This is a genomic window from Burkholderia sp. BCC1999, from assembly GCF_905339975.1.
Lineage (GTDB): Bacteria > Pseudomonadota > Gammaproteobacteria > Burkholderiales > Burkholderiaceae > Burkholderia.
In genome coordinates this window covers 1-20,374 of record NZ_CAJPHP010000032.1, presented here as the reverse complement: position 1 = coordinate 20,374, position 20,374 = coordinate 1, and the positions used below count along the sequence as shown (strand labels likewise).

Annotated in this window: 17 protein-coding genes; 12 read left to right on the top strand and 5 right to left on the bottom strand. The window is 55.2% G+C overall.

Annotated elements, in window-relative coordinates:
- Positions 1-98: 98 nt before the first annotated feature.
- The 7 genes from U5809_RS31800 to U5809_RS31770 all read left to right on the top strand — a co-directional run bounded on the left by U5809_RS31800 (position 99) and on the right by U5809_RS31770 (position 8,198).
- On the top strand, positions 99-572 hold the full coding sequence (locus U5809_RS31800) for a helix-turn-helix transcriptional regulator (protein ID WP_322089436.1): 474 nt from the start codon (positions 99-101) through the stop codon (positions 570-572).
- Positions 573-850: 278 nt separating this feature from the next.
- Positions 851-1,480 (top strand): TnsA endonuclease N-terminal domain-containing protein, encoded by a 630-nt coding sequence (locus tag U5809_RS31795; RefSeq protein ID WP_322089435.1) that lies wholly within the window; start codon positions 851-853, stop codon positions 1,478-1,480.
- 13 nt (positions 1,481-1,493) lie between these two features.
- Positions 1,494-3,455: a DDE-type integrase/transposase/recombinase gene (locus U5809_RS31790; RefSeq protein ID WP_322089434.1), complete on the top strand. Its 1,962-nt coding sequence runs from the start codon at positions 1,494-1,496 to the stop codon at positions 3,453-3,455.
- Positions 3,445-4,383, top strand: coding sequence for a TniB family NTP-binding protein (locus U5809_RS31785; RefSeq protein WP_310634996.1), 939 nt, complete (start codon positions 3,445-3,447; stop codon positions 4,381-4,383). Before U5809_RS31790 ends, U5809_RS31785 begins: the two co-directional genes overlap by 11 nt.
- 1 nt (position 4,384) lies before the next feature.
- Positions 4,385-5,893, top strand: coding sequence for a TniQ family protein (locus tag U5809_RS31780; protein WP_415877977.1), 1,509 nt, complete (start codon positions 4,385-4,387; stop codon positions 5,891-5,893).
- 326 nt (positions 5,894-6,219) lie between these two features.
- Positions 6,220-7,593 (top strand): hypothetical protein, encoded by a 1,374-nt coding sequence (locus tag U5809_RS31775; protein WP_322089432.1) that lies wholly within the window; start codon positions 6,220-6,222, stop codon positions 7,591-7,593.
- A gap of 128 nt (positions 7,594-7,721) precedes the next feature.
- A complete protein-coding gene (locus tag U5809_RS31770; RefSeq protein WP_322089431.1) occupies positions 7,722-8,198 on the top strand; it encodes a 3'-5' exoribonuclease in 477 nt (158 codons plus the stop codon).
- A gap of 22 nt (positions 8,199-8,220) precedes the next feature.
- Here U5809_RS31770 and U5809_RS31765 read toward each other — a convergent pair whose 3' ends face one another.
- On the bottom strand, positions 8,221-8,688 hold the full coding sequence (locus tag U5809_RS31765; RefSeq protein WP_322089430.1) for an HAD domain-containing protein: 468 nt from the start codon (positions 8,686-8,688) through the stop codon (positions 8,221-8,223).
- 103 nt (positions 8,689-8,791) lie between these two features.
- Positions 8,792-10,144 carry an OmpA family protein gene (locus tag U5809_RS31760; RefSeq protein ID WP_322089429.1) on the bottom strand — a complete coding sequence of 451 codons (1,353 nt, stop codon included), beginning with the start codon at positions 10,142-10,144 and terminating at the stop codon, positions 8,792-8,794.
- 304 nt (positions 10,145-10,448) lie between these two features.
- Between U5809_RS31760 and U5809_RS31755 the strand changes: the two genes are divergently transcribed.
- The 4 genes from U5809_RS31755 (at position 10,449) to U5809_RS31740 (ending at position 14,689) form a co-directional block, all read left to right on the top strand.
- Complete coding sequence (locus U5809_RS31755; protein ID WP_322089428.1) at positions 10,449-10,988, top strand: hypothetical protein; 540 nt, start codon at positions 10,449-10,451, stop codon at positions 10,986-10,988.
- A gap of 110 nt (positions 10,989-11,098) precedes the next feature.
- Positions 11,099-11,764 (top strand): hypothetical protein, encoded by a 666-nt coding sequence (locus U5809_RS31750; protein WP_322089427.1) that lies wholly within the window; start codon positions 11,099-11,101, stop codon positions 11,762-11,764.
- 289 nt (positions 11,765-12,053) lie between these two features.
- Positions 12,054-13,682, top strand: coding sequence for a hypothetical protein (locus U5809_RS31745; RefSeq protein WP_322089426.1), 1,629 nt, complete (start codon positions 12,054-12,056; stop codon positions 13,680-13,682).
- A 2-nt stretch (positions 13,683-13,684) separates the two neighbouring features.
- On the top strand, positions 13,685-14,689 hold the full coding sequence (locus U5809_RS31740) for a hypothetical protein (RefSeq protein WP_322089425.1): 1,005 nt from the start codon (positions 13,685-13,687) through the stop codon (positions 14,687-14,689).
- A 547-nt stretch (positions 14,690-15,236) separates the two neighbouring features.
- On the opposite strand, the gene U5809_RS31735 is transcribed toward U5809_RS31740, so the two are convergent.
- From U5809_RS31735 to U5809_RS31725, 3 genes are read right to left on the bottom strand one after another with little or no spacing between them, the layout of a single operon-like run.
- The gene (locus U5809_RS31735; RefSeq protein WP_322089424.1) at positions 15,237-16,139 is read right to left on the bottom strand and encodes a plasmid partitioning protein RepB C-terminal domain-containing protein; all 903 of its coding nucleotides are present in this window, start codon (positions 16,137-16,139) and stop codon (positions 15,237-15,239) included.
- A complete protein-coding gene (locus U5809_RS31730) occupies positions 16,136-17,038 on the bottom strand; it encodes a ParB/RepB/Spo0J family partition protein (protein ID WP_322089423.1) in 903 nt (300 codons plus the stop codon). The genes U5809_RS31735 and U5809_RS31730 overlap by 4 nt, the downstream gene beginning before the upstream one ends.
- On the bottom strand, positions 17,035-18,552 hold the full coding sequence (locus U5809_RS31725) for a recombinase family protein (RefSeq protein ID WP_322089478.1): 1,518 nt from the start codon (positions 18,550-18,552) through the stop codon (positions 17,035-17,037). Before U5809_RS31725 ends, U5809_RS31730 begins: the two co-directional genes overlap by 4 nt.
- 1,092 nt (positions 18,553-19,644) lie before the next feature.
- On the opposite strand from U5809_RS31725, the gene U5809_RS31720 reads away from it, so the two are divergent.
- Positions 19,645-20,088, top strand: a complete 444-nt coding sequence (locus tag U5809_RS31720) for a hypothetical protein (RefSeq protein ID WP_322089422.1) — start codon at positions 19,645-19,647, stop codon at positions 20,086-20,088.
- Positions 20,089-20,374 lie beyond the last annotated feature (286 nt).

Below are 20,374 nucleotides of genomic sequence, written 5' to 3'. Positions count from 1 at the left end.
CTCAGCAAGGCTGGCAAGCTACTAAAAACATATTTGGATTTTTGCGTGCCATTGATCAAAAAAATATATGCCTTTTGTCTGTCTACTTTTCGACAAGATTGATTGTTGACCTTCGCTTTTGCCGATCTTATTCTGCAAAAATTCAAGAAAACTTTGTCGTTGAACTTAACGTGACAGACATTGGAAAATTCGTTCGCACCCGCCGCAAAGCGCTCAAGCTGACGCAGACCGAACTCGCTCGACTGCTCGGAGTGGATGACGCGTACATCAGCGCAATCGAGCGCGGAGTTCGCACGCCCGGCGACGTCGTGTTTATTGATCAGTTGGGACGCGCTCTAGCGCTAGATGCGGCTGGTCGGCTTGAACTCGAGGCGGTCGCTGAAAGCTCCAAGCGACTACTGCGACTATCTGACCCGCTCCCCCTATACAAATATCAAGTAATCGCGGCTCTGGTCCGCGATCAACACTTGACAGAAGCTGACATGGATACGATCGCGAAGGTACACGCTGCGATCGTCCAGATTCGAAACGCCACGGCAGCTGCCGTTAGCATTGATGGAGGGACTATGTAAAAGAAAAGCGCCACAAACCCGGATAGAAGGCCTGTAGCGCTGCGCAGTCAGTGGAACGGTAAAACTTGTCTTGGCGGACTGAGTTTCCCCCCATCTGATCGCAGCGTCAAGTCCTTCTGCTGCCCATCGATTTGCGCGCCTCCCCGGATTCAACAACCTTTAGTTGAATCCCGGCTTCCTTGGCACTTTTCGGGGCCCGATTCGACAACGAATAGTCGTCGAAAGGGGAGCGCTTTCTCAATCGCGCGCGTCTATTTTAGACGCGAGGGAGCAAACTCGTGCTCGAATCATCACCAACTCCTTCGTCATCACGAAGGCCACGCCGCGTCGTGACCGTTTCTGGTCACGGTGCGCGTGGAATATTTCCCAGTCGAAAATCCGCCAAGCCCGCGCAGTACGAAAGCCTCATCGAGGTGATGATGCTGCGAATTCTGGAGATCGCCCCGTCGGTCAAATCAATCGCCACTCAGCCACAAGTATTTGAATATCTCGACGGTCCCTGCAGGCGACGTTACACACCCGACGTGAAAATCGAAACGGCCGCCGGATCAATATTTCTCGAGGTCAAGGACGACAGGTCGATCACCAAGCACTCGCAAGCTGCCGTTCGAGTCTCAGCTGCCGCCCGGCACTTCCGGCAACGTCGCGTCCGGTTTCACCTTGTGCTGCGAAGCGATCTCATCACCAACGACCTCCAGCGCCAGCTCGAACTAATCTTCAGGGCGCGTCCAATGCCTGGCAGGTATCGGCCACGTATCGACGCAACCCTCTGGGATCCCGAGTACGGAACCCATCCGTCGGCAGAGATGCAGCAGCAATGGGATAGCGCGAAACGAGAGTGTGATGCACTGCTCCACCGGATCATGAAACGCGACCCGGACGATCTTCTTCCTGTCTCGATTCGTTAACTGGAGATTCACCATGGCTAACTTCATCATGGATCAGATCATCTTCCGGGGCGAAGGCTCATTTCGCATCGTCCGGGTACAAGATGACATTGCGCAGTTGGAAAACACGGTTACGGGCAAGTTCTCCAGCCACAGCGAGGCCGAGCTTCTGGATGAATATGTGCGAGGGTATCTTCGTACTGCCGATAGCAAGCAATATCAGCGCGCCCCGAAACGCGCCACTTTCCGGGATGCATTGGAGGCCGCCGCCCCCACGTGCGACGTCGGCGATTTCGAGACCCGCCGACGAGTCAACTATTTAACGATGCTCGATCGAATGGACGCGTTCGGGGATCACCGATCTGAACTATGCAAAGCCATTCAAAAAGTCGCGATAGATCTCGCCGATCCCAAACCGCCGCACGAGACCACCATATACCGATGGCGCCGCCGATACCGCATATCGCGGTTCGATATCCGTGTTCTGCTCGATCAGACGGAACATCGGGGTGGAAAGAGGAAATCAAGGCTAGATCCGATTGTGGAAGGTATCATCCACGAAAAAATAGAAACAGCTTTCCTCGATAGCAAAACGGGAACTGCCGAAGCTGTCCACAACGCCGTTTTTCTCGAAATTCAACTACAAAACTCGCTGCGCATCGAGTCAGAGTGGCTCAAGGTTCCAGGGCTTCGTACAGTTCAAAGGCGCATCCATGACATCGCTGCATACGACCGAGCGGCAGCTCGCTTTGGCTTGCGCGAGGCTCGGCGCCGGTTCGCTGACCAGCATCGCGCACGACAGGTATCGCGAATCCTCGAGATCGTCGAAATCGACCATACGCCCATAGATCTCATTTACACGAATACGAGTGGCAGCGCTATCGATAGGCCGATATTTACAGTCGTCATCGATCGGTTTTCCAGATGCGTTCTTGGCTTCTGTATCAGTTCGGCCGGACATGGCGTCCATGCGGTGTTCGAAGCGTTACGGCACGCCATGATGCCCAAGAGCTATCTGCGAGAGCGTTATCCGGAGTTGGAGCACGAATGGCCATGCCATGGTTGGCCCGAACGCTTACTCATGGACAACGGGAGAGAAATGCATGCTGAGGCGGTTGTTGACGCGATGAACAATTTGGGTGTGATCTGCGAATATGCGGCATCGCGCTCCCCAAACGACAAACCATTTGTCGAACGTTTTCTCAAAACGTTCAACTACTCTTTCATACACAAACTTCCCGGCACCACCCTCGCAAAAGTGCATCACCGCATCGGATTCAAGGCGGAAGATGACGCATGCCTCACGTTCGAGAAGCTCAATGAGATAATCCATACCTGGATCACGCAGATCTACCACCTGAGACCTCATAAGGGACTGAACGGACGCGCGCCAATCGACGTCTGGAACGAGGGCGCCACTGCACATCCTCCATTGTTGAAATGCAACGCCGAGGATCTAAGCATTGAATTTGGCGAACACGCTGAATGCAAGCTGCAGCACTACGGCATTGACCACAACACCTTCCGTTACACCTCACAAGAGCTACGCACCCTGCGGCTCATGATGCCAGCTAACCCTACCGTACATATCAAGGCGCCGTACGAAAACGCTGGTGTGATCTACGTATGGGATCCGATCGAAAATCGCTACTTAAGCGCACGCAACACTGATGATCAGTATCTGAATCTAACGGTGGAACAAGCCAAGGCCGTGAAGAATCAGTACAAAAAAGTTGACGCGTACCAACGAACTCGGGCAAGTGCGGAGGAAACAATTCGTGAGATGAGCAACGACGCAATGCTGTCGAAGAAGCTCAAAGACCGCAAGCGTGGTGCACGTCAGGGACACATCACATCCAAATCAGCCAACCGCCCCCAAGTCCCGCCCTCGACGCAACAATCCGATATTGACTCAGATCTGCTTTCGTCGAATGCAGATGAGCTCATCGACGTTGATCTCGATTCCTTTGATATTGAGGTGGATCGTGAAAATTGATCCCTCTCTTTCCTTAATTATTAAGGATGCCAGATCGAACTTCGTCCACTTTCATCACGTCAAGCGCGTGCTCGCGAGGTTGGAACATATGTACGAATACCAGTGCATGCATGAAGAAGCGGAGCACCTCATGCTCATAGGCGAGTCTGGCGTGGGCAAGTCGACGCTCCTCAGCAATTACGCGCGAAAGCATCCCGTCATTGAGCACCAAGAACTCACCGAGATACCCGTGCTTTATGTGCCGCTTGGGCAGGCCCCTTCCCCGAAAACGATGGCAAGCACCATGCTCCTAGCACTCGGCGATCCCAAGTGGAATCTTGGAAAGGAAGCCGACCTAACAGCTAGACTCGTCTTCCTGATCAAAACATGTCGCGTCAGAATTGTCATTGTCGACGAGGTCAATCATCTGGTCGATCGAGGCGGAGAAAAGACCTTACATACCACCGCGGATTGGCTCAAACGTCTCGTCGACGCTACCAGGGTGTCGTTTGTCCTTGCTGGCATCCCCCGCAGCAGACGTGTACTCGCGACCAACGATCAATTGCGTGGACGCTTCAGAGAAGTCATCGAAATCGAGCGCTTCTCCGTCGCAAACGCCCGAGCCGAACATGAGTTCCGAAGCGTACTGAACGTTTTCAAGGGATATCTGAGAGACCTGCCTACAGTGGACATTTCGAACAAGGTCATGGTCCGGGTATTCGCATTTGCGACTGACGGGCGACTTCGCGACATTCGCAGGCTCTTGGTTCGTGCCGTCGAATTAGCTTATGCAAAGCCGGCCCCGCAGCTGACCACCTCGGTCCTTGCCGAGGCTTTCAGATCTGTCATCTACCCCGGCTGTCCTAACGAACGGAATCCCTTCCACAAACAGTTCAACGAGATGCCGCTGGTGAAGGGCGACGAACCATTTGCACCAGTGGAGCGCTAACATGAAGTTCACGATTCCATGCGGCCAGCCATTGTATCGTCCGGCTCCTCAACCGGATGAGTGGTCCGAGACGTACTTATTCAGAGTTGCCAGAGCAAATGGTACATACCGCCCTCGACTATGCGATATCGAGAGGATTCGACCCACACTCGCGGCAACAGTTGCGACCAATTCCACTGGCTATCCCGTTTGGGGCGATTCCGCGTTACCCCGTTGGAGCGTTGTCACCCGCGCCAACAAGATTCGGTATTGCCCCGAGTGCATGCTGGAGTCACGGCACATCCGATCACGCTGGCGCCTAACGCGGCTCGAGATGTGCACGATCCACAGTGTTCGCCTCAAAGATGATCTAGCCGAACCGGTGATGACACTCGGCTACAAGCAATCTGACAAGCATTTCCTCACCGAAGTGACGAATGAACAGCTATGTGAAGGCGCGGTATGCCCCATGCCAGTCGAGCGGCGTCACTATCAGCGGCTATGGTCTGGTTTCGAACGCTTGATCGTCGACGGCCAAGTTCCGCAGGCGTACGCTCAACTCACGTGCATACTGTTCCTGGAAGCGCTGTTCGACGCGGTTGTGGTAGCTGTGGACAAAGTCGGATATCGACACATTGATATTCCACGATCAACCCGAGTCGCCGAGACAATCGAAAGAATGCAGCTTCCGTTCGAGCCGAACTTCGACGGCATACGCTCATTTTTGCAGGAGGCTACAGGCGCCCCGAGGCTCGCGGTACTTTCCCGTCTTCGTCGCATGCTGCTTGAGGAGCCTCATCGACCAACCTGCCTGTCAAAACTACCTATCGAAGAACTGCGACAACGATATTTTATGAGCGATTGGTCGGACGGTACTGCGGCGGCCCACCAGTATCGCCCCAATTCTCATGGTGTACCAGACGGCTATGTCAGGCTCCGTGAAGCTGCGTCTTTCATCGGATGCCCGTATGGTGTTCTGAAGCACCTTGCGCTGAACAGGCTCGGTTCGTATGCTCGCATCGTGGCATATGGTATGACGTACCAGACCTATCTTCCGCGGCGGACTGTCGAGGCGTGCCGACGATGGTTTGCGTCGCTGGTTCCCCTACGGCAGGTACAAAGCAGATCTCACATTGAGCACCGAGGATACGCTGCGCTTTCGAGCATGGGATTGCTTCGGCCGCTTACTGTTGACCGGCACACCTTCGTTCGAAAATCGGATGTGACTGATATCTGCAGAACCTTAGACAGAGTATCGCAGCCGTTTGCTACTGAAGGCCCTCGACTCTATCCACTATTCGGTAATTGGATGTCCTGGCACCAGCGCTCAATGACCCCCTCGCTCACTTTGGTGAACGAGGCACTTAGTGGAAAGCTACCGGTTTTCAAGAAAACCGATGATACCGGGCTATCGGCCTACTTCATCGATCAATATGCAGTCGAACTCCTCCGGAAGCTCAGGCGCATAGAAACCGCGCGGCGCAAGTACGAAGAGCGTATGCCCGGCCAGCTTTCATTGTTGCCGTCATGAAGCGTGAGCCGGTCCGTGGCGAACATTGGCGCACCACTGGAATGGCCCTGTTCTCGGATCATTTCTTGGTGCGCCCCTCCGCACATTCCGATGAGAGTTTTCTAGGCTATCGCTTACGCGTCGCATTCGCGAACGGTCTTTCCAGACCTAGTTGGCTCACCTACTCCGGGCCAGACCTACCGAAGACTCACGGCGTTGCGCGCTGGTGTCCCTACTGCCTCGCAACATCTGATAGCTACTGGCGTGATGATTGGTACGCGGGGAACACCGGATGCGTCGTTCACAAATGCTGGCTCACTTCGCAATGCGCGATGTGCAGACGAACGTTGCGCTGGAAACACGTTCGCTTCGAGACTTGTAGTTGCGGCGCATCGCTCCAAAGCGCGGAGGTTGAAGCATTTTCAGATGATGTCCTGCAGTTGCTGAACGACCAGTTCGAGACCGGTGCTGGTCTGCTATCTGCTTCCGATCGTTGGGGCCTCGCCCGCTTTCTTGGGGCATTGTCAATGTTCGGACTAGACGGCAAACCGTTGAAGAAGTCCTCGCGGCAATCACAGAATATCGAGCGGATCGTCGTGACGGCTGGTGCGCCATTGATGGGCGATCGTTGTGATTGTTTCGAACTGCTGAGTCGCCTCCGCGCTCCTCGAACCGAGGGACAAAACGTCCCGCTACTATCAGAAGCGTTCCCGCAGTTGCTCGTCATGTTGCGCAAGCAGTTGAACGACGCTCAGCGTCGCTGGATGCTCGATCTATTAGACCAATACGTAGAGCATACGTCTGGCAATGAGCCTATGGTCGCGTGGAGACGAAGAATTGTTAAGGCTGCGGCAGACACTGATAAGCCCGGTCGTCGCCCAATCGGAAGCCGAACGATTGCCAATATGCTCGCCCAGACAGGCGAAGTGGCGCCGATTCGACGAACTCGGACAGGACGAAAGAAGTTTGTGATCAATGAGACCGATGTTCAGCGTCTCATGGAGATCCAGAGGTCGCTCGTCGCGCCGAAGACTGCTGCCCGCTACATTAAGATGTCGGTCAAACGTGTCGAGGCACTAGCTCAGGCCGGCATAATTGACACGAATGGAAAACGGATCAATACGAAGTCACTCGATCGTCTACTCGATAGCATTGTGGCTGCCGGCGGCCAAGGCATTCGGCCCCTTGAAGACCCGATTAGCATCGCCGAGGCTTTGCGGCTGTATGTCTCTATTGACGCATCCGCCGCGTTCGTCCGTCGACTCACCGACGGCACAGTACGCCTTGCTGTCGCGCGTGACAAAACGCCGACATTGCGAACGATCTACATCGACAAGGGCGACGCAATTTCGGCCAGTCGAACTCCATCGGAATCGCAAACGTTGATGTCCATCGTTGAGGCTGCTCAGCGGCTCGGCATCAAACAGGAAGTGATGTACCACCTCGTCAACGCCGGACTCGTTAGGACACGAATCGCTAGACGGCGGAATCGCACAATACGAGCCGTCAACATAGACGACCTGCGAGACTTCACCGCAACATTTCTACCATTGGCCGTGTTCGCACGGTCAGCCGGAATCTCCGTACGCAATGCCCCAGATTGGGCAGTACAGCACGGCATAGAGATCATCACGGGTCCGTCAGTTGATGGCGGGCGACAGTATTGGATCCGCAAACCAGTCGACTGGGACAAACCCGCCAGCATTGAACCGGATGTGTGACGAACCGCCGTTCAACGACGGTCCGGTCCACGCTACGATGGCACGTGACGACCACCATGCAACTTGTTTGCATGATGCGGAGGTGTCAGACCTTGATCAACTGAGTGCGCAAAGCAAGCGAGCCAACGATGCGAGTTTACGTCGACACTGAATTCACCGATTTCATCGATTGCGAACTGATCAGCATTGCATTGGTCGCCGAAGACGGCCGTGAATTTTACGGTGAACGCAACGATTTCGAGCGACGCACCTGCAGCCCGTTCGTCCATGAAGCGGTATTGCAACAGCTAGGTCAATATCCTGATCGTGTGTTCTCTCGCGAGAACCTTCGGTCGGCACTCCTCGAGTGGCTCCGACCGTTCGAGAGTGGCACCTTCTGCATGGATTTCCCTGGAGACTGGGATCTTCTTGTAGACGCCCTCGACGGTGTACCGAATGGCTGGCAAGGGCTGCTTGTACGTGATCAGGCAGACCAGGTCCGATTGGAGTCCTATTACAAGCGATTTGGCGGCCGACACCACGCACTACACGATGCCCGCGCCCTGCGTTACGCGGTGCAAGACGGAACGTCGTCTACACATCCTGCGAAACCGCGCTCCGACTGATATCGATTGAAGGCCGGATTGCCTAGGAGATGAACTCATCGATCCGTTGAAGTACGGTCGGATCGTTGATCCCACGAGCGGGATCGCATATAACAAGGCGGGATTGCAGTTGCGGGGCGGAGGCAAATTCGTTGGGGGCGTCATCCAGAATTAAGACATCGGCTAACGTCAGTCGGTGTCTTCGCATGTAGTCCATTATCCGTAGCGAGCGGCTCTCGATACGCCGGTTCGTGAGATAAATTTTGGCGGCCGCGCTCAGTTCACGCAGATACTCATCGTGCAAGCGTTTGAGGTCGAACATGTAGATCCAGGTGCTATGGATCGCGATGTCGACCGCCTTCCCTCTGACCCGTTCCGCCAGTTTCGTCTGCAACGCACACACTCCGAGCCCCGTCACCACCGGTCCGTTCGGCCCATATTCGAGCTCACCTACGGTATTAGGGTGTAGTACGCCATCGATATCGAGGAATATCGTTACCCTTCTGCTCATAGCCAAACCGCCTATAGAGAACAAGAGAAGAGGAGCAGGCTGGCACTGATAGCGCAGGCACGCGTGCCACCTCACCGTACAATTCTATGCCAGTTCGCTACCCTCATCTCTTGGTCGACCTCTTGACTGCAACGATATCGACTTCAACAAAGCGGTCCTCAGTTAAGCAACGCTGCAAAGCAGGACTTGCGCTTTTCCCAGGGCAGTTCCCCTGATCGAGACGCGGGTCCGAAGCACCGACACCGCGCGCATGTACAACGTTCGGGGACACATTATCGAACCTACTTACCAAATAGTCCGCCACGGATTGCGCACGTAGTTGCGAAAGCTCAAGATTGTGCTTGTCCGAGCCGAGACGGTCCGTATGCCCCGTTACTTCTAGGCTTAGAATACGGTAGCTTTCAACGTCCTTAGCGATTTCATTCAGCCTTGAACGTCCCACATCGCTAAGTTTTGCCGAATCGAAATCGAAAGTAGTGTCCGAATTTATATCGGCCCCATAAGTAAACGGGTTGATTGCACTAAATTGGATATCTTTCTGCTGCAAGGTCACAAAAATCTCAGCCTCAAGCAGCACATCATTTCCATCCTTTTGTGCACCGCCAACTGGAAGCCGAATTTGCGCCTGTTGTCCTACGCCTTGAAACAGTACGTCTGCCCGCAACATACATCGATCACGGGCGAATTTTCGGCAGGGTGGAACTCTCATTGCTGCGCGACTGGCCGTTGCCTTCACCCGAGCGTACTCAGATAGAGGTATGTCAATCAAAGCCCGCTCGATTCTCACACCAACCATCTGCATCGCTGTGTTTATTGCCGCCTTTCCCAAGCCTCGCACCATGATAAGGGGCATAAATATTAGCACCATAACAATCAGAGTTGCCACAATTGGATTCTTTTTGAATAGATCTCGTCGCACCCCCATGATGACCCAGATGCAAAGACCTATAGCGAGCAACCCAAGTACCGATAAGATCCCCCAAGTCGAATCCGATTTGTTAATCAGCTCACAAATTAACCAAAGGATCAACGAGCCAGCCAAAAATGGGACGACAAGACAGAAGATAGTGACAATCTTTTCGGCCACCTTACCCCAAGACCGCTCACACAAAGCTTTAAAAAAAGCGCTCCGCGACGCTTTCGATAAAATACGCGAGATCAGGCCGTATATGTTTGCCGAACAATAAATTGCCGCAGCGATAATAAATCCGTATATTGTACCGAAGGCAATTATCGCAAAAACGAAGAATATCGTGTCACCAATCGTAAGTCCACTCGGATAGAAATTGATGCTTGTGCAATAGCCAAATAAAATCACTACCCCGAATATCGGAACGAGCTTTGCAGACAGCCTCAGCAGCTTATCCATGTCATCGAGATTGAAGGCACTGCCCTTCAAATCCTTGTCATCGGAACTGTCGCACGAATTCATATCTCTTTTGTCGCTCTCTTCCACTGCGTTTTCCTTTACGATCACTCTGTGCAGTACGGCAAGATCCACAGATCTGCACTGTATAGAATTTACGCCCCCCCAATTAGGCATTGGGTGCATTACGCACATAACGACACCGCGATAGAATTCTTTAAAAAAATTTGGCGCAGATGTGATGCTCAGATGGATTTCAGGATAAATTCTGGATCGGGGACGACACAGCTAAAACGCCAACGTGCTAGCCTAGATCCGAACCGCGATCGCAGCACGGTCAAGCATCTAGAAACCAACGGCGCACGTCGCGCCCCGTATCGGCCGGGAGCCGCTATTGATCGAAATGGAACTCAAGTTTCAGCAGACTAGGTGGTTTAGAAGTAAACAGCCTGTTTTCACTGGCGAGTACGAAGTTGAGCTGAGTAATGGAGATACACAGTTCCTCAGATACGCGGCTTCCGGTTGGGAGCCTTCCCCCGCGAGTATTGTTCGCTGGCGAGGCCAGAAGATCCGGCTAAGTGTGGAACAACGAAAATCACTCAAGCAGACCGTGCACGAGGGGCGCCACGCGGCGATCAAGACGACGGCGCAGGACGCTGCATTGTGGTTGGCACGGCACTTCGTGGTTCTTGCTGCTCGCAGCGAGCTGTCTGAGGAGCGAAAAATCGCAGCGAAGCGCGCCGCATGTGGGTGGTACCAAATCGCACACCGTCTCGGCGTGGACATGATCGTCGATGACAGCATGGCGTGGGCGGCCGACAAGCAGGCGCTCACGACGTTTTGGCAGGAGTTGCCTACAGGTGCGCAAGTGCGAATCACCCAGATTGCCGACGGTTTCAAAGACGGTTCTGGTGACCGCCTGTCATTCGACTAGAAGTACATGCACAACTGGCTGCCGGGCGGCCATCGACTCACATCGTCCAGTTGGGCTGAGTGAAGTGGCGCGTCCGCTCGCAACGGAACTAAGAAGAATCGGAAATCAGCATGAGTGACTCTTTCGGCCGCACGGCGAAGAACTGCCGGATAGATATCGGGCGCTATCTGCCTTCGCTTGGCACGGCGGCTGTGCTCATCGGGATAGCATTGGAGAGTGCGCATGCATACCTCTCATGGACGTTGCGGGCCGAGATGGCACATGCTATCGGTTTCTTTGGAGTCGTCGTATTCGCAGCGGGCACAACGCTGGAGGCAAGGAACTATTCGCTCGGGCGGCAGCCGATCATCGGTCTAGCCCTTCTTGCGGTTTTCGTTTCTGGTCCGGCGTTTCTCGCGAAGGACTGGTTGATCGCGCACTCGTTGACCTACTTCGCAGCGGTCGGGCAGGCAATTATTTCGTTTGTCGTGGTCGGCATGGTGTTCTTCGTGGTCGCTCCGTTCGTCCTCAAGTGGGAGAAGAAAAAGCAGGAGAGGAACGAGAGGCAAGTGAAGGCCTCAAAGGCGAAGGCGCAATGCTGGTGGTTGTATTTGCTCGTTGCGATTGCTTGCCAACTGGGGGCATTCTGGTACGAGCTTTGGCAACAACCGTTTGTCGCGGTATCCATTTCTCACCCGGCCCGAGGATTCATCGAGTGGGGTCAGGTCAGTGCAGATGCCGCGGGAATTTGGTTAGGTTTCTTCTTCGCGAAGTTTGTGGACCCGACAATTCGTTAGCTTAAGAGAGCCGAAAAGAGCTGGAAATGGATCTCAGCTCGAGTTCGCGAGTGATCGTTGCAGACCGCTCAGGAACCACGGACATCAAGGGCTTTTCGCAGCAGGCACGAAGTTTCCCGACCAGGCCCGGAGAAGAGCCGTCTCCTATTGACGTTGCACTGGAGACGAATATCTCACCACGCAGGAAACAGGTATTCCGCAGGCGATCGTCGACGAGATCAACCAGGTTGCGCCAAATTTCAGGCCGAAAGGCCTCTTCGGACCGTTCATCCAACACAATGGATAAGAAATGAAACATTCGTCGTTGACTGACGATGCGGCGTCGTATCTGGAGACGTCTGTGCCTGCTCTGGGGCGTCGCGAATTGCGCGAGCGGCGCATCGACGAGTTGCTCGAGAGTTGTCGAACGCAAACGCTCTCGCAACTTATCGGTCCGTTCGGTCTCACGCCTACCATGTTTGACGACAAGCAAGGTGGCAACATCACCACTACGCACAACTTCGAGCAAGGTATTACAGCCACCGCCGAAGATGCGTCGCGATACGAAGGTTGGGTTCATGCGCAAAACAACTCCATCGATCGCAAGGCGTATGACAAGGACTTGCCGCGCAAGCGCAAGGAACTGTTCCAGAAGCCTGAACCTATCATCAGCGCAGCCACGGGGAAGGAATTGCCACGTGACGGTCAGACCCATCTCGATCACGGAAAATCGGTAGCAGACATCGAACGCGACAGCCGCGCCAACTTATATATGAACAAGGCTGAACGCGTTGACATGGCGAATGCACCGGAAAACCTACGGCCTGTCGAGGCCCCCATCAATCAGTCGATGGGCGACAAGGACAAGATGGAATGGGCAAATAGTAAGCGTAAAAAAACGCCCGGCATGACGAACGCCGAATCGTTTGGTGTCGACATGGAAAGGCTTGAAGAAGCACATCGTACCTCTGAACGGCATTTCGAGATCGAACGGCTCAAAGCGCAGGCGAAGAAACAGAGCGCCGAGTTGCTATCGACGAGCGTCAACGAAGCAGGTCGCAACGCGCTGCGTCAGGCGATGGGCGTGCTACTGCACGAGTTCGTAAACAGTAGCTACGTGGAAGTGAGTGCGATCGTGCGTTCACCTACACCGGCTGAAAATCTCGTTGATCGTGTAGTCCAGGCCTTGGAACGAACGGCGCGCAGCGTCGCGAACAAAATGCACGATGCGTTCGATGCGCTCATCAAAGGTGGCGTGCAGGGCCTCGTGAGCAATGTGCTGACGTTTCTCATCAACAACCTCATCACGACATCAGCGAAGATAGTCACTATCATCCGAGAAAGCATGAAAGCGCTGTGGCAGGCGTTCAAAGTCGTTTGGTCTCCACCCGCCCATATGTCGAGCATGGACGTCGCTCGAGAGGCAACCAAGCTGATAGCCGGTGTCATCACGATGAGCCTCGGCATGATCTTCGAGGAATCGGTAAAGGGCCTACTCGTCGCCATTCCGTTTCTCGCGCCGATCGCTGGCCTCGTCGCACCGGTCGTGACAGGCATTCTCACCGGGCTGATGACCGCACTCACCATTTTCGCTATCGATCGCCTCTTCGACTGGTTGTCCGATCCAGGCACCGAACGTCTCGACGCGCAGATTAGCTTGCTGGATGCACAAGTCGATGTCACAAACAAACTCGGCAATTTCATTGAGCAGCAGTACGCGAATTCTCGCCGCTATCAAGATATGCTCGTGACTTACGAGGCGATGGTCACCGATCTAGCGAACGCGCAGACACATCTGAACGACACGATCGAAGCGAGCGCCAAGGCCATCGACACTGGTGCGGGCACCCTTGTCGCTCTGCATGACGGTTTCGAACGCATGAAGCAGGAAGATGACGAACTCGACCGCCTGCTTTCCGATTATCGACTAAAGAACTGACCATGACCGACCTCATTCACGATTTCGCGAAAATCGAAGTGCCACGCGATCTGCTCGACCAAATCAATATCGATGAAGTACTGTCCGAATTCAAGGCACGCTTCCATCGTCTCGGCGACCTAAAGCGTGCGCGCAACGAGCACGAACGGCGCAGTTGGCTAATGCGCAAGTGGTATCAGAACGAAATCGAGGGCGCGCAACTCGACGCGCAGGAATTGCAGGCCGAATTCGCCAAGAGCCTCGCACAGCTAATGGTAATCAGCCTGCTTCAATCTCAGCGGCTCGAACAGCAACAGCGGCAGATCGGCTTGCAGCAGGATCAAATTGCTGCACAGACACGCGAGATCGAGCAACAGACAAAAGAAGTCAGCGCGCAGCAGTGCGAACTCGCAAAGCAGGCGACCGAGTTGCGCAACCTCATCGACAAGTATTTTGAACTGCGCGGCCTAACGCAGGAAGGTGCGAAGAAGCTCATCGCTATCGCGGATGATGTCAATTCCACTCGCGACGATCTGCTTTCACATTTCGCTTCATGTATTGATGCGATGCGCACGGAGCAGGCGTCGATGCGCGAAGCAGTGGCAGACGATGTCGCTCAGGTAAGTGCGGCGCAGGCTAATGCAACATCGCGCGTCGAAGCTCAAACTAGCGCACTCGCCGCGCGGCTCGATGAACACGATAGCCGCTCGCGCGCCATTGCCGCCACGCTTGCAGAGATCACGGCGCGCGAGCAGGTCGTGACATCTGGGCTGCGCGCCCACGAAGCGCGTGCAGCAGTGCACGAAACATCGACTACGCGGCTAGAAGCGATGCTCATGCAGACCGTGAACGACACGAGCGCGCTCAGGGGCGATATTGGCGAATTGCGTGGGCAGGCAGAAGCAACTGATGTGAAAATTTCGGCAATCGCAGACCGTGCTACACGTCGTGCACGCTGGAGCACAGCGGTGGCTGCGATAGCGATCCTTATCTCAGTCGGCGCGCTCGTGATGCAGTGGGTGCATTAATCCAGCGACCGGGCGCCGTGTTCAATGCGTCGACGTAGACAATGCAGTGGTCGCGGATCACATTCGGCATCTATCGACGAGTCTTGTATACGCGCTTAAACACGACGCGGTCGCCGAACATCTTCTGTATGAGCAGGCTAAGCCCAACAAACACAACTGCACCTGTAAACCAGCCGGCTACTGACAAGGACTCGGGCAGGTGCCGATGCGCTTGATAGCCCGCGAACGCGGCGGCAAGCAGAGCCGTGCCGAAAAGCCCTCTTGCCGGTCCATACTCAACTTCAGCCTGACACCCCGTGCAAACCGTCGCGCCGCGCGGGACACCGGTGCGGCAGTGGGTACAAGTCAAATTGCTCATTATTTTCACGATCTAGGCTACAGAACCACTCGACTGCAACACGCAGTGAGCCCCTTTAAACGCATAACGACATAAAGGTAAGATTCTTTAGACGAATTCGCAACGCCTCAACATACGAATTCTAGATCGCGCAATTTTCGCGACCAACAGGCCGATTTTCGAAACAATGCACCGCCAAACTGCCTGAGCTCAGGCAGTGGGTTCAAGAGCCGGCTGCTCTAAGGCAATCATTTCCGCGACGGACTGGAGTTCGCATAGCAAGTCCGCCTGTTGGACTTGTAGGTACTGGCGCACCGACTCGTTCTCAAGCAGCCTAGCAAGGTAGCCCTTTGCTAGCACGAGGTTGAGCACATCCTGTCCATAAGTCTGTTCGACCACCTTGTACTGTCCCTGCAGATTGCTCATCTCCCGTTCCATCTTCGCCATTTGCTCCGGGCTCACGCCGGCAAGCTTCCTCGGTTTCTTCCCTTCGATCAGCCGCGAAGCCGGCGTCGCAACGAGCAACGCTTCAGCGTACGAGACAGACAGGTTGTTTGCTGCCACCATGAGCTCGACACATTCGACTTGCCGTGTGGGCTTCATCTTCCGCAGAGCTCGCGCGAGCTCAGGTGAAAACTGCCGGTCCTTCAAGAGCTCAGTCGCTTCGGCACAAATCCCGTCCAGCAATGCCATCCTCTTGATGATCTGCGACACATCTACGGACAGCGCTTTCGCCAGTCGCTCCGGGGACACCCCCCGTTCAACGGCCCGACGAATCATGAAATGCTCCTGGATAGTTGATAGTCGATTGACGCGATTGTTGTACGTGTAGCTCTCATCGTCCGTGGCAACGAGGCACGACACGGTATTGAACTGGAGCTCCTGCAGCGCGATCAGTCGCAGATGCCCATCGAGCAGGACGTGGTTGCCCGATGCCTGATCGACCGGCGTCACCGAAAGCGGCTCGATCAAGCCCACCTCCTCGATGGAGCTTCTGATCTGCTTGAATTTTCGCGAGTTCATCATGCCGGCAGGCGTGCGCCGTGATGGCAGGATGCTCGCGATCGGAACAGAGAGTGGTTCCGGAATGAACCCAAGTGCTACGCCAGTCATGCTGGGCTCCCGCTCGGCCATACACGTTCTGCCAGATACTTCGGCAACGTCGCCAGTTCCTCAGCGCGCAGCAGGTTGACGAAGTTCTCATCGGCAAATAGCTGCCTGAGGGCTCCGACAATGAACAGCAACCGCTGCTGCGTAAACTCTGCCTTCCGCACCATCGTCTTCTGCCGCTCAACTTCATGCTGATACGTTCGGACGAGGCTCGATGTGGTCACGTCCATCACCTTGCGCGTCATGTTTCGATTCGCCGTGCGGCCGAGCGCCTTCCTCCGCTCGATGACGCGCCGAGCGTCCATCAGCTGGCGCCCACGCAATCTCCCCGATTCATATGCCTCCTGCAGTGCGGCCTGGATCGCCTCATCGTCGTCGCCAGCACCAACAATCGATAACGCTGCGTTCAGCGGGATTCGGCCTTTCTCCACCGCAATCACAAGTCGCTCCTCGCCCTGATGCAGCAGCGTCAGGATTCCCTGCACGTAGTGCTGTGTGAGGCCCGTCTTCTCGGCGATCGCCTTCGGGGCGTATCCGCGTTCCTGCAGTTCGCGTATGCCGGCGAGCAGTTCGAGCGGTCGGCACTGTCGTCTCGCGATGTTCTCCGTCAGGCTCATGATGAACGCGTCTTCGTCGCTCACGCTCACCACCAGCGCTGGTATCGTCGTTTCGCCGAGCGATCGGAATGCCTTCAGCCGCCCCTCGCCACACACGAGCAGATACTTCTCCACGCCACTTGCCGTTGCCCGTGGCGTAACCAGGATGGGTTTCTTCAGGCCAATCGTCTTGATGTTGGTGACGATTTCGTCGAAAACTCGACCATTGCGCTCGCGAGGATTGATCACCTCGATCTGGCTGATGGGGATCATTCGGACCGCACCGGGCTGCTCACGCTGAGTCATGCTCGTCTCCTGAGCCGAGCACGCTGTGCCATACCGTATAAGTAGTCCAGCGTGTCAAAGCGATAGCTCTCGAACTCGATCGGATTCCAGTCCGCAAGGCTGATGCGAGGCTGCCAAAAATCGATGTGCGGCAGCAGGTAGTAGTCGAGCGCCATCGAGTTGCTCTGGTCCAACCTAACTGCGACGGTGATATCCGGCAGCAGGCTCGTGTCGAACCGGACCTTCCAGCGGTTACGGCCGCTGCTGCGCACCTGACACCGTGACAGCACGATGCAGGCAGTGAACTCCCGATTCACGGTCAGCAAGTCCGTCGCCGGATCACGCGATACCGATCCGCCGAGATCCGCGATCTTCTTTTCCGTCTCGGCAACGATCTCTGGATGCAGTTGCCGAATGAAGCGATTCGTTTCGATATAACGATAGTCACGGCCGGGCGTGAAGCCAACCGTCTGGTACGCACGAATCAAGCTACCGAAGCGATACACATACACCGAGGTGGACGGCATGCCCTCCGTTTCGTCGATCACGACGCCCGATAGAAAGCCTCGGCTTCGATACAGGTTTCGCAGACGCTCGATAAGCTCCTCACTCGAGTAGCGCCGGGCGCGCGCCCGCATGATGCCCTGCGCTGTATAGAACGTTTCGCTCGGCACGATGGATTCGAACGCACCCTCCTTGCGTATCCACATCTCCGACGGATTCGTGACACGAGATTTCTTCAGCTTGAACGACACACGGTTGTAGACATTGTTGCCGATGTACTTTTCGTTGGTCAGCACCTCCCGAATCGTTGCCCGAGTCCAAGGTCGCCCAAGGTCCGTCTGAACGTTCATGCCGTTCAGGCGTGCGGCAATCTCGTGCTCATTGAGTGACTCATTGATGAACCAGCTGTAGATGAGGTTGACGATACGCACCTCGCTGTCCGGGCCCGGCATCAGAATGACGCGGTCCGTCTGCAGGCACTTGTGTTGGCCGCGTTGCAATTCCCCTTTCATGAGGCCATGCTCGTCGACCAGGATCCGGCGTAACGCATAGCCCGCCGGGCCGCCTTGGCGGAAACCCAGCTCGATCAATCGGCACTGACCCGCAAAGACCTTCGCTGACAACTCGCGGCTGTACTCACCGGCCATCGCGCGCTTCACGCCTTTGACGATCGTCGAAACTGGCGAGCCGTCGTTCTCGAACTGCTCGGCGCAATAGGCGACCTGGATGCCAGCGCGTCGACAGATGTACTCGTAATAGGCACTTTCGTCTGCATCCTGGAATCGTCCCCAGCGGCTTACGTCGTAGACGAGGATTACCTGGAAATCAGCCATGCCGGTTTCCACGTCCCGGATCAGTTGCTGCAGCGCTTGGCGCCCATCGATACGCAAACCGCTTTTGCCCTCGTCGGCGTAGGTCCGCACGATCTCGAGATCGCGACGAGCAGCGTAATCGCGAATGCGATCACGCTGATTCTCCGTCGAGTATTGCTGGTGCTCCGTCGACATCCGAACGTATTCAGCAGCCCGCATTCTGCAGGCCTGCTCGTCAACGGATTCGCATGTGCAATCGAGGTCCACGATCCAGCTCCCACTGGCAACGCCCCTCGCTGCGCCATCCCCGACATCAACTAGGGGATTTGTATCGGCGAACGCATCGCGCCTTGCAATGACGTCGAATGCGAGCGAGTACACAGCCAAGGTAGCAGGCCATAGACCCTTGTCGTACACGTCATCTCTTTGCAATCACGCCGGAGCCGGCCTCGGCTCAGATAGCACGGCGATGTGCACCGTCCACGCGTTCATCTTTGCAACGCCGGCCTCAACCGCGTTGCGCAGGATATAAAACCCAGATGCCAGCGGGCGATGGGCCGGCCACACGTCCATGTTTGCAACAGCACTATCAGTGCGCCGCGCATTTCGTCGTCGCTGCATCGCGCAATTGCGATCGCGATAGGCCGGGTGCGTCTCGCGGTAGTGCCGCCAGTAGTCAGGATGTCGGGCTCGCCAAGTGGCCTGAGCCCGAATCTGATTCTCTCGATAGTCGGGATCGGCTCGAAGGCGCTCGTGCTGCCATGCACGCCGGCGAGCACGTTGGCACGCCTTGGCTGAGCAGAAGCGTTGATGCGGGATATGTACGAGCGGAGTGAAGGGTGTGCCGCAGGCAGCACAGATCCGATCCGATTTCATGGCCGTGCTCCACAGAGGAATCGCAGTGGGGCCGGCCGTGTTCGGGGCCAGGGTCAGTTGAAGCCAGCTCACGGGACGCGGCGTCCCACCCTCGCAGATTTTCCCGCTCTTGGAGCCGCTCTTGAGCTTTTTCTAGGCCTGGACCTTCCAAGGGTCGCACGAGCCGCTTAGAGAGCTCACGTATTATTGGGGTCGCACCCAAACGCTACTACTTCGGCGCGGAAGTAGACCAGTCGCAACAACTCCGTCGTCGCCACAAAGTGCTTGTGGCGGGCGTCTTCGTAAGTCTTTGATTTTTAGTGAGCGGCGTCTCATCAACTAAGTCGCCCTACGGTATCTCAATGAAGATCAGATGACGATAATAGCTTGCCCAATAATTGAATACGATGCATTTGATCCGAATGCAGGCGATATTCAATTTTTGAGTGTTGTACAATGAGTGAAAATGTCACGGACAAGCTTAAGGAGCAATGTCTTGAGGCTATCTTAAGCGTTGTTCCGACCGAGCAAATCATCTTCGTGTTTCTAATGACGATATTGCTATTCAGAATCGACCACGCTTCGGCGTCTTCACCTTTGCTTGCACTTAAAGATGTCGGCATTAAAGATCTCGTCGGATTCGACAAGGGGCAGTTTTGGCTTGTCAGCACGCTCTATATAATTTCGTCATTTATTCTTGCACTGATTAATGATTTCATTTTTAGAGTAGGGTTGCGTCGTTCGTACGGTGTGAGCAACGTTGCTTCGAGAATCGAAGGGTGGATGCAACGCTCGCTGCGCATTTCGAGATGTTCGGATTCAAGCCGGGTGATCGCGTCTATCTTCGGTTCAACTTTGATTCCCGAAGGGTCATTATCACGCCCGACTACAGCGCGCTGAACTGGCGAGAGCAGCCCTATGGTGCAGCTGCCCAAGAAGAGGACAAGGAGCTGGAATACGCAGCGCTGGCCCCTTTGCGTCGCTCTGTTGTCTGGTGATGGCTCGGCGTGAAGTACTTCGGCACACGCCTTGATGCAAATGGTCCGCAGCGGAGCTGCGAGTAACGTCAACAATCGTCACAACAGACGAAAAGTTGCGTTCCGTCCTCTTCGCATCCGACGGCATCCCAAGCGTCAGTGCGTGCAGCACGACGTGCAATCATGCCGAATACTCCGCGTGCATTTCT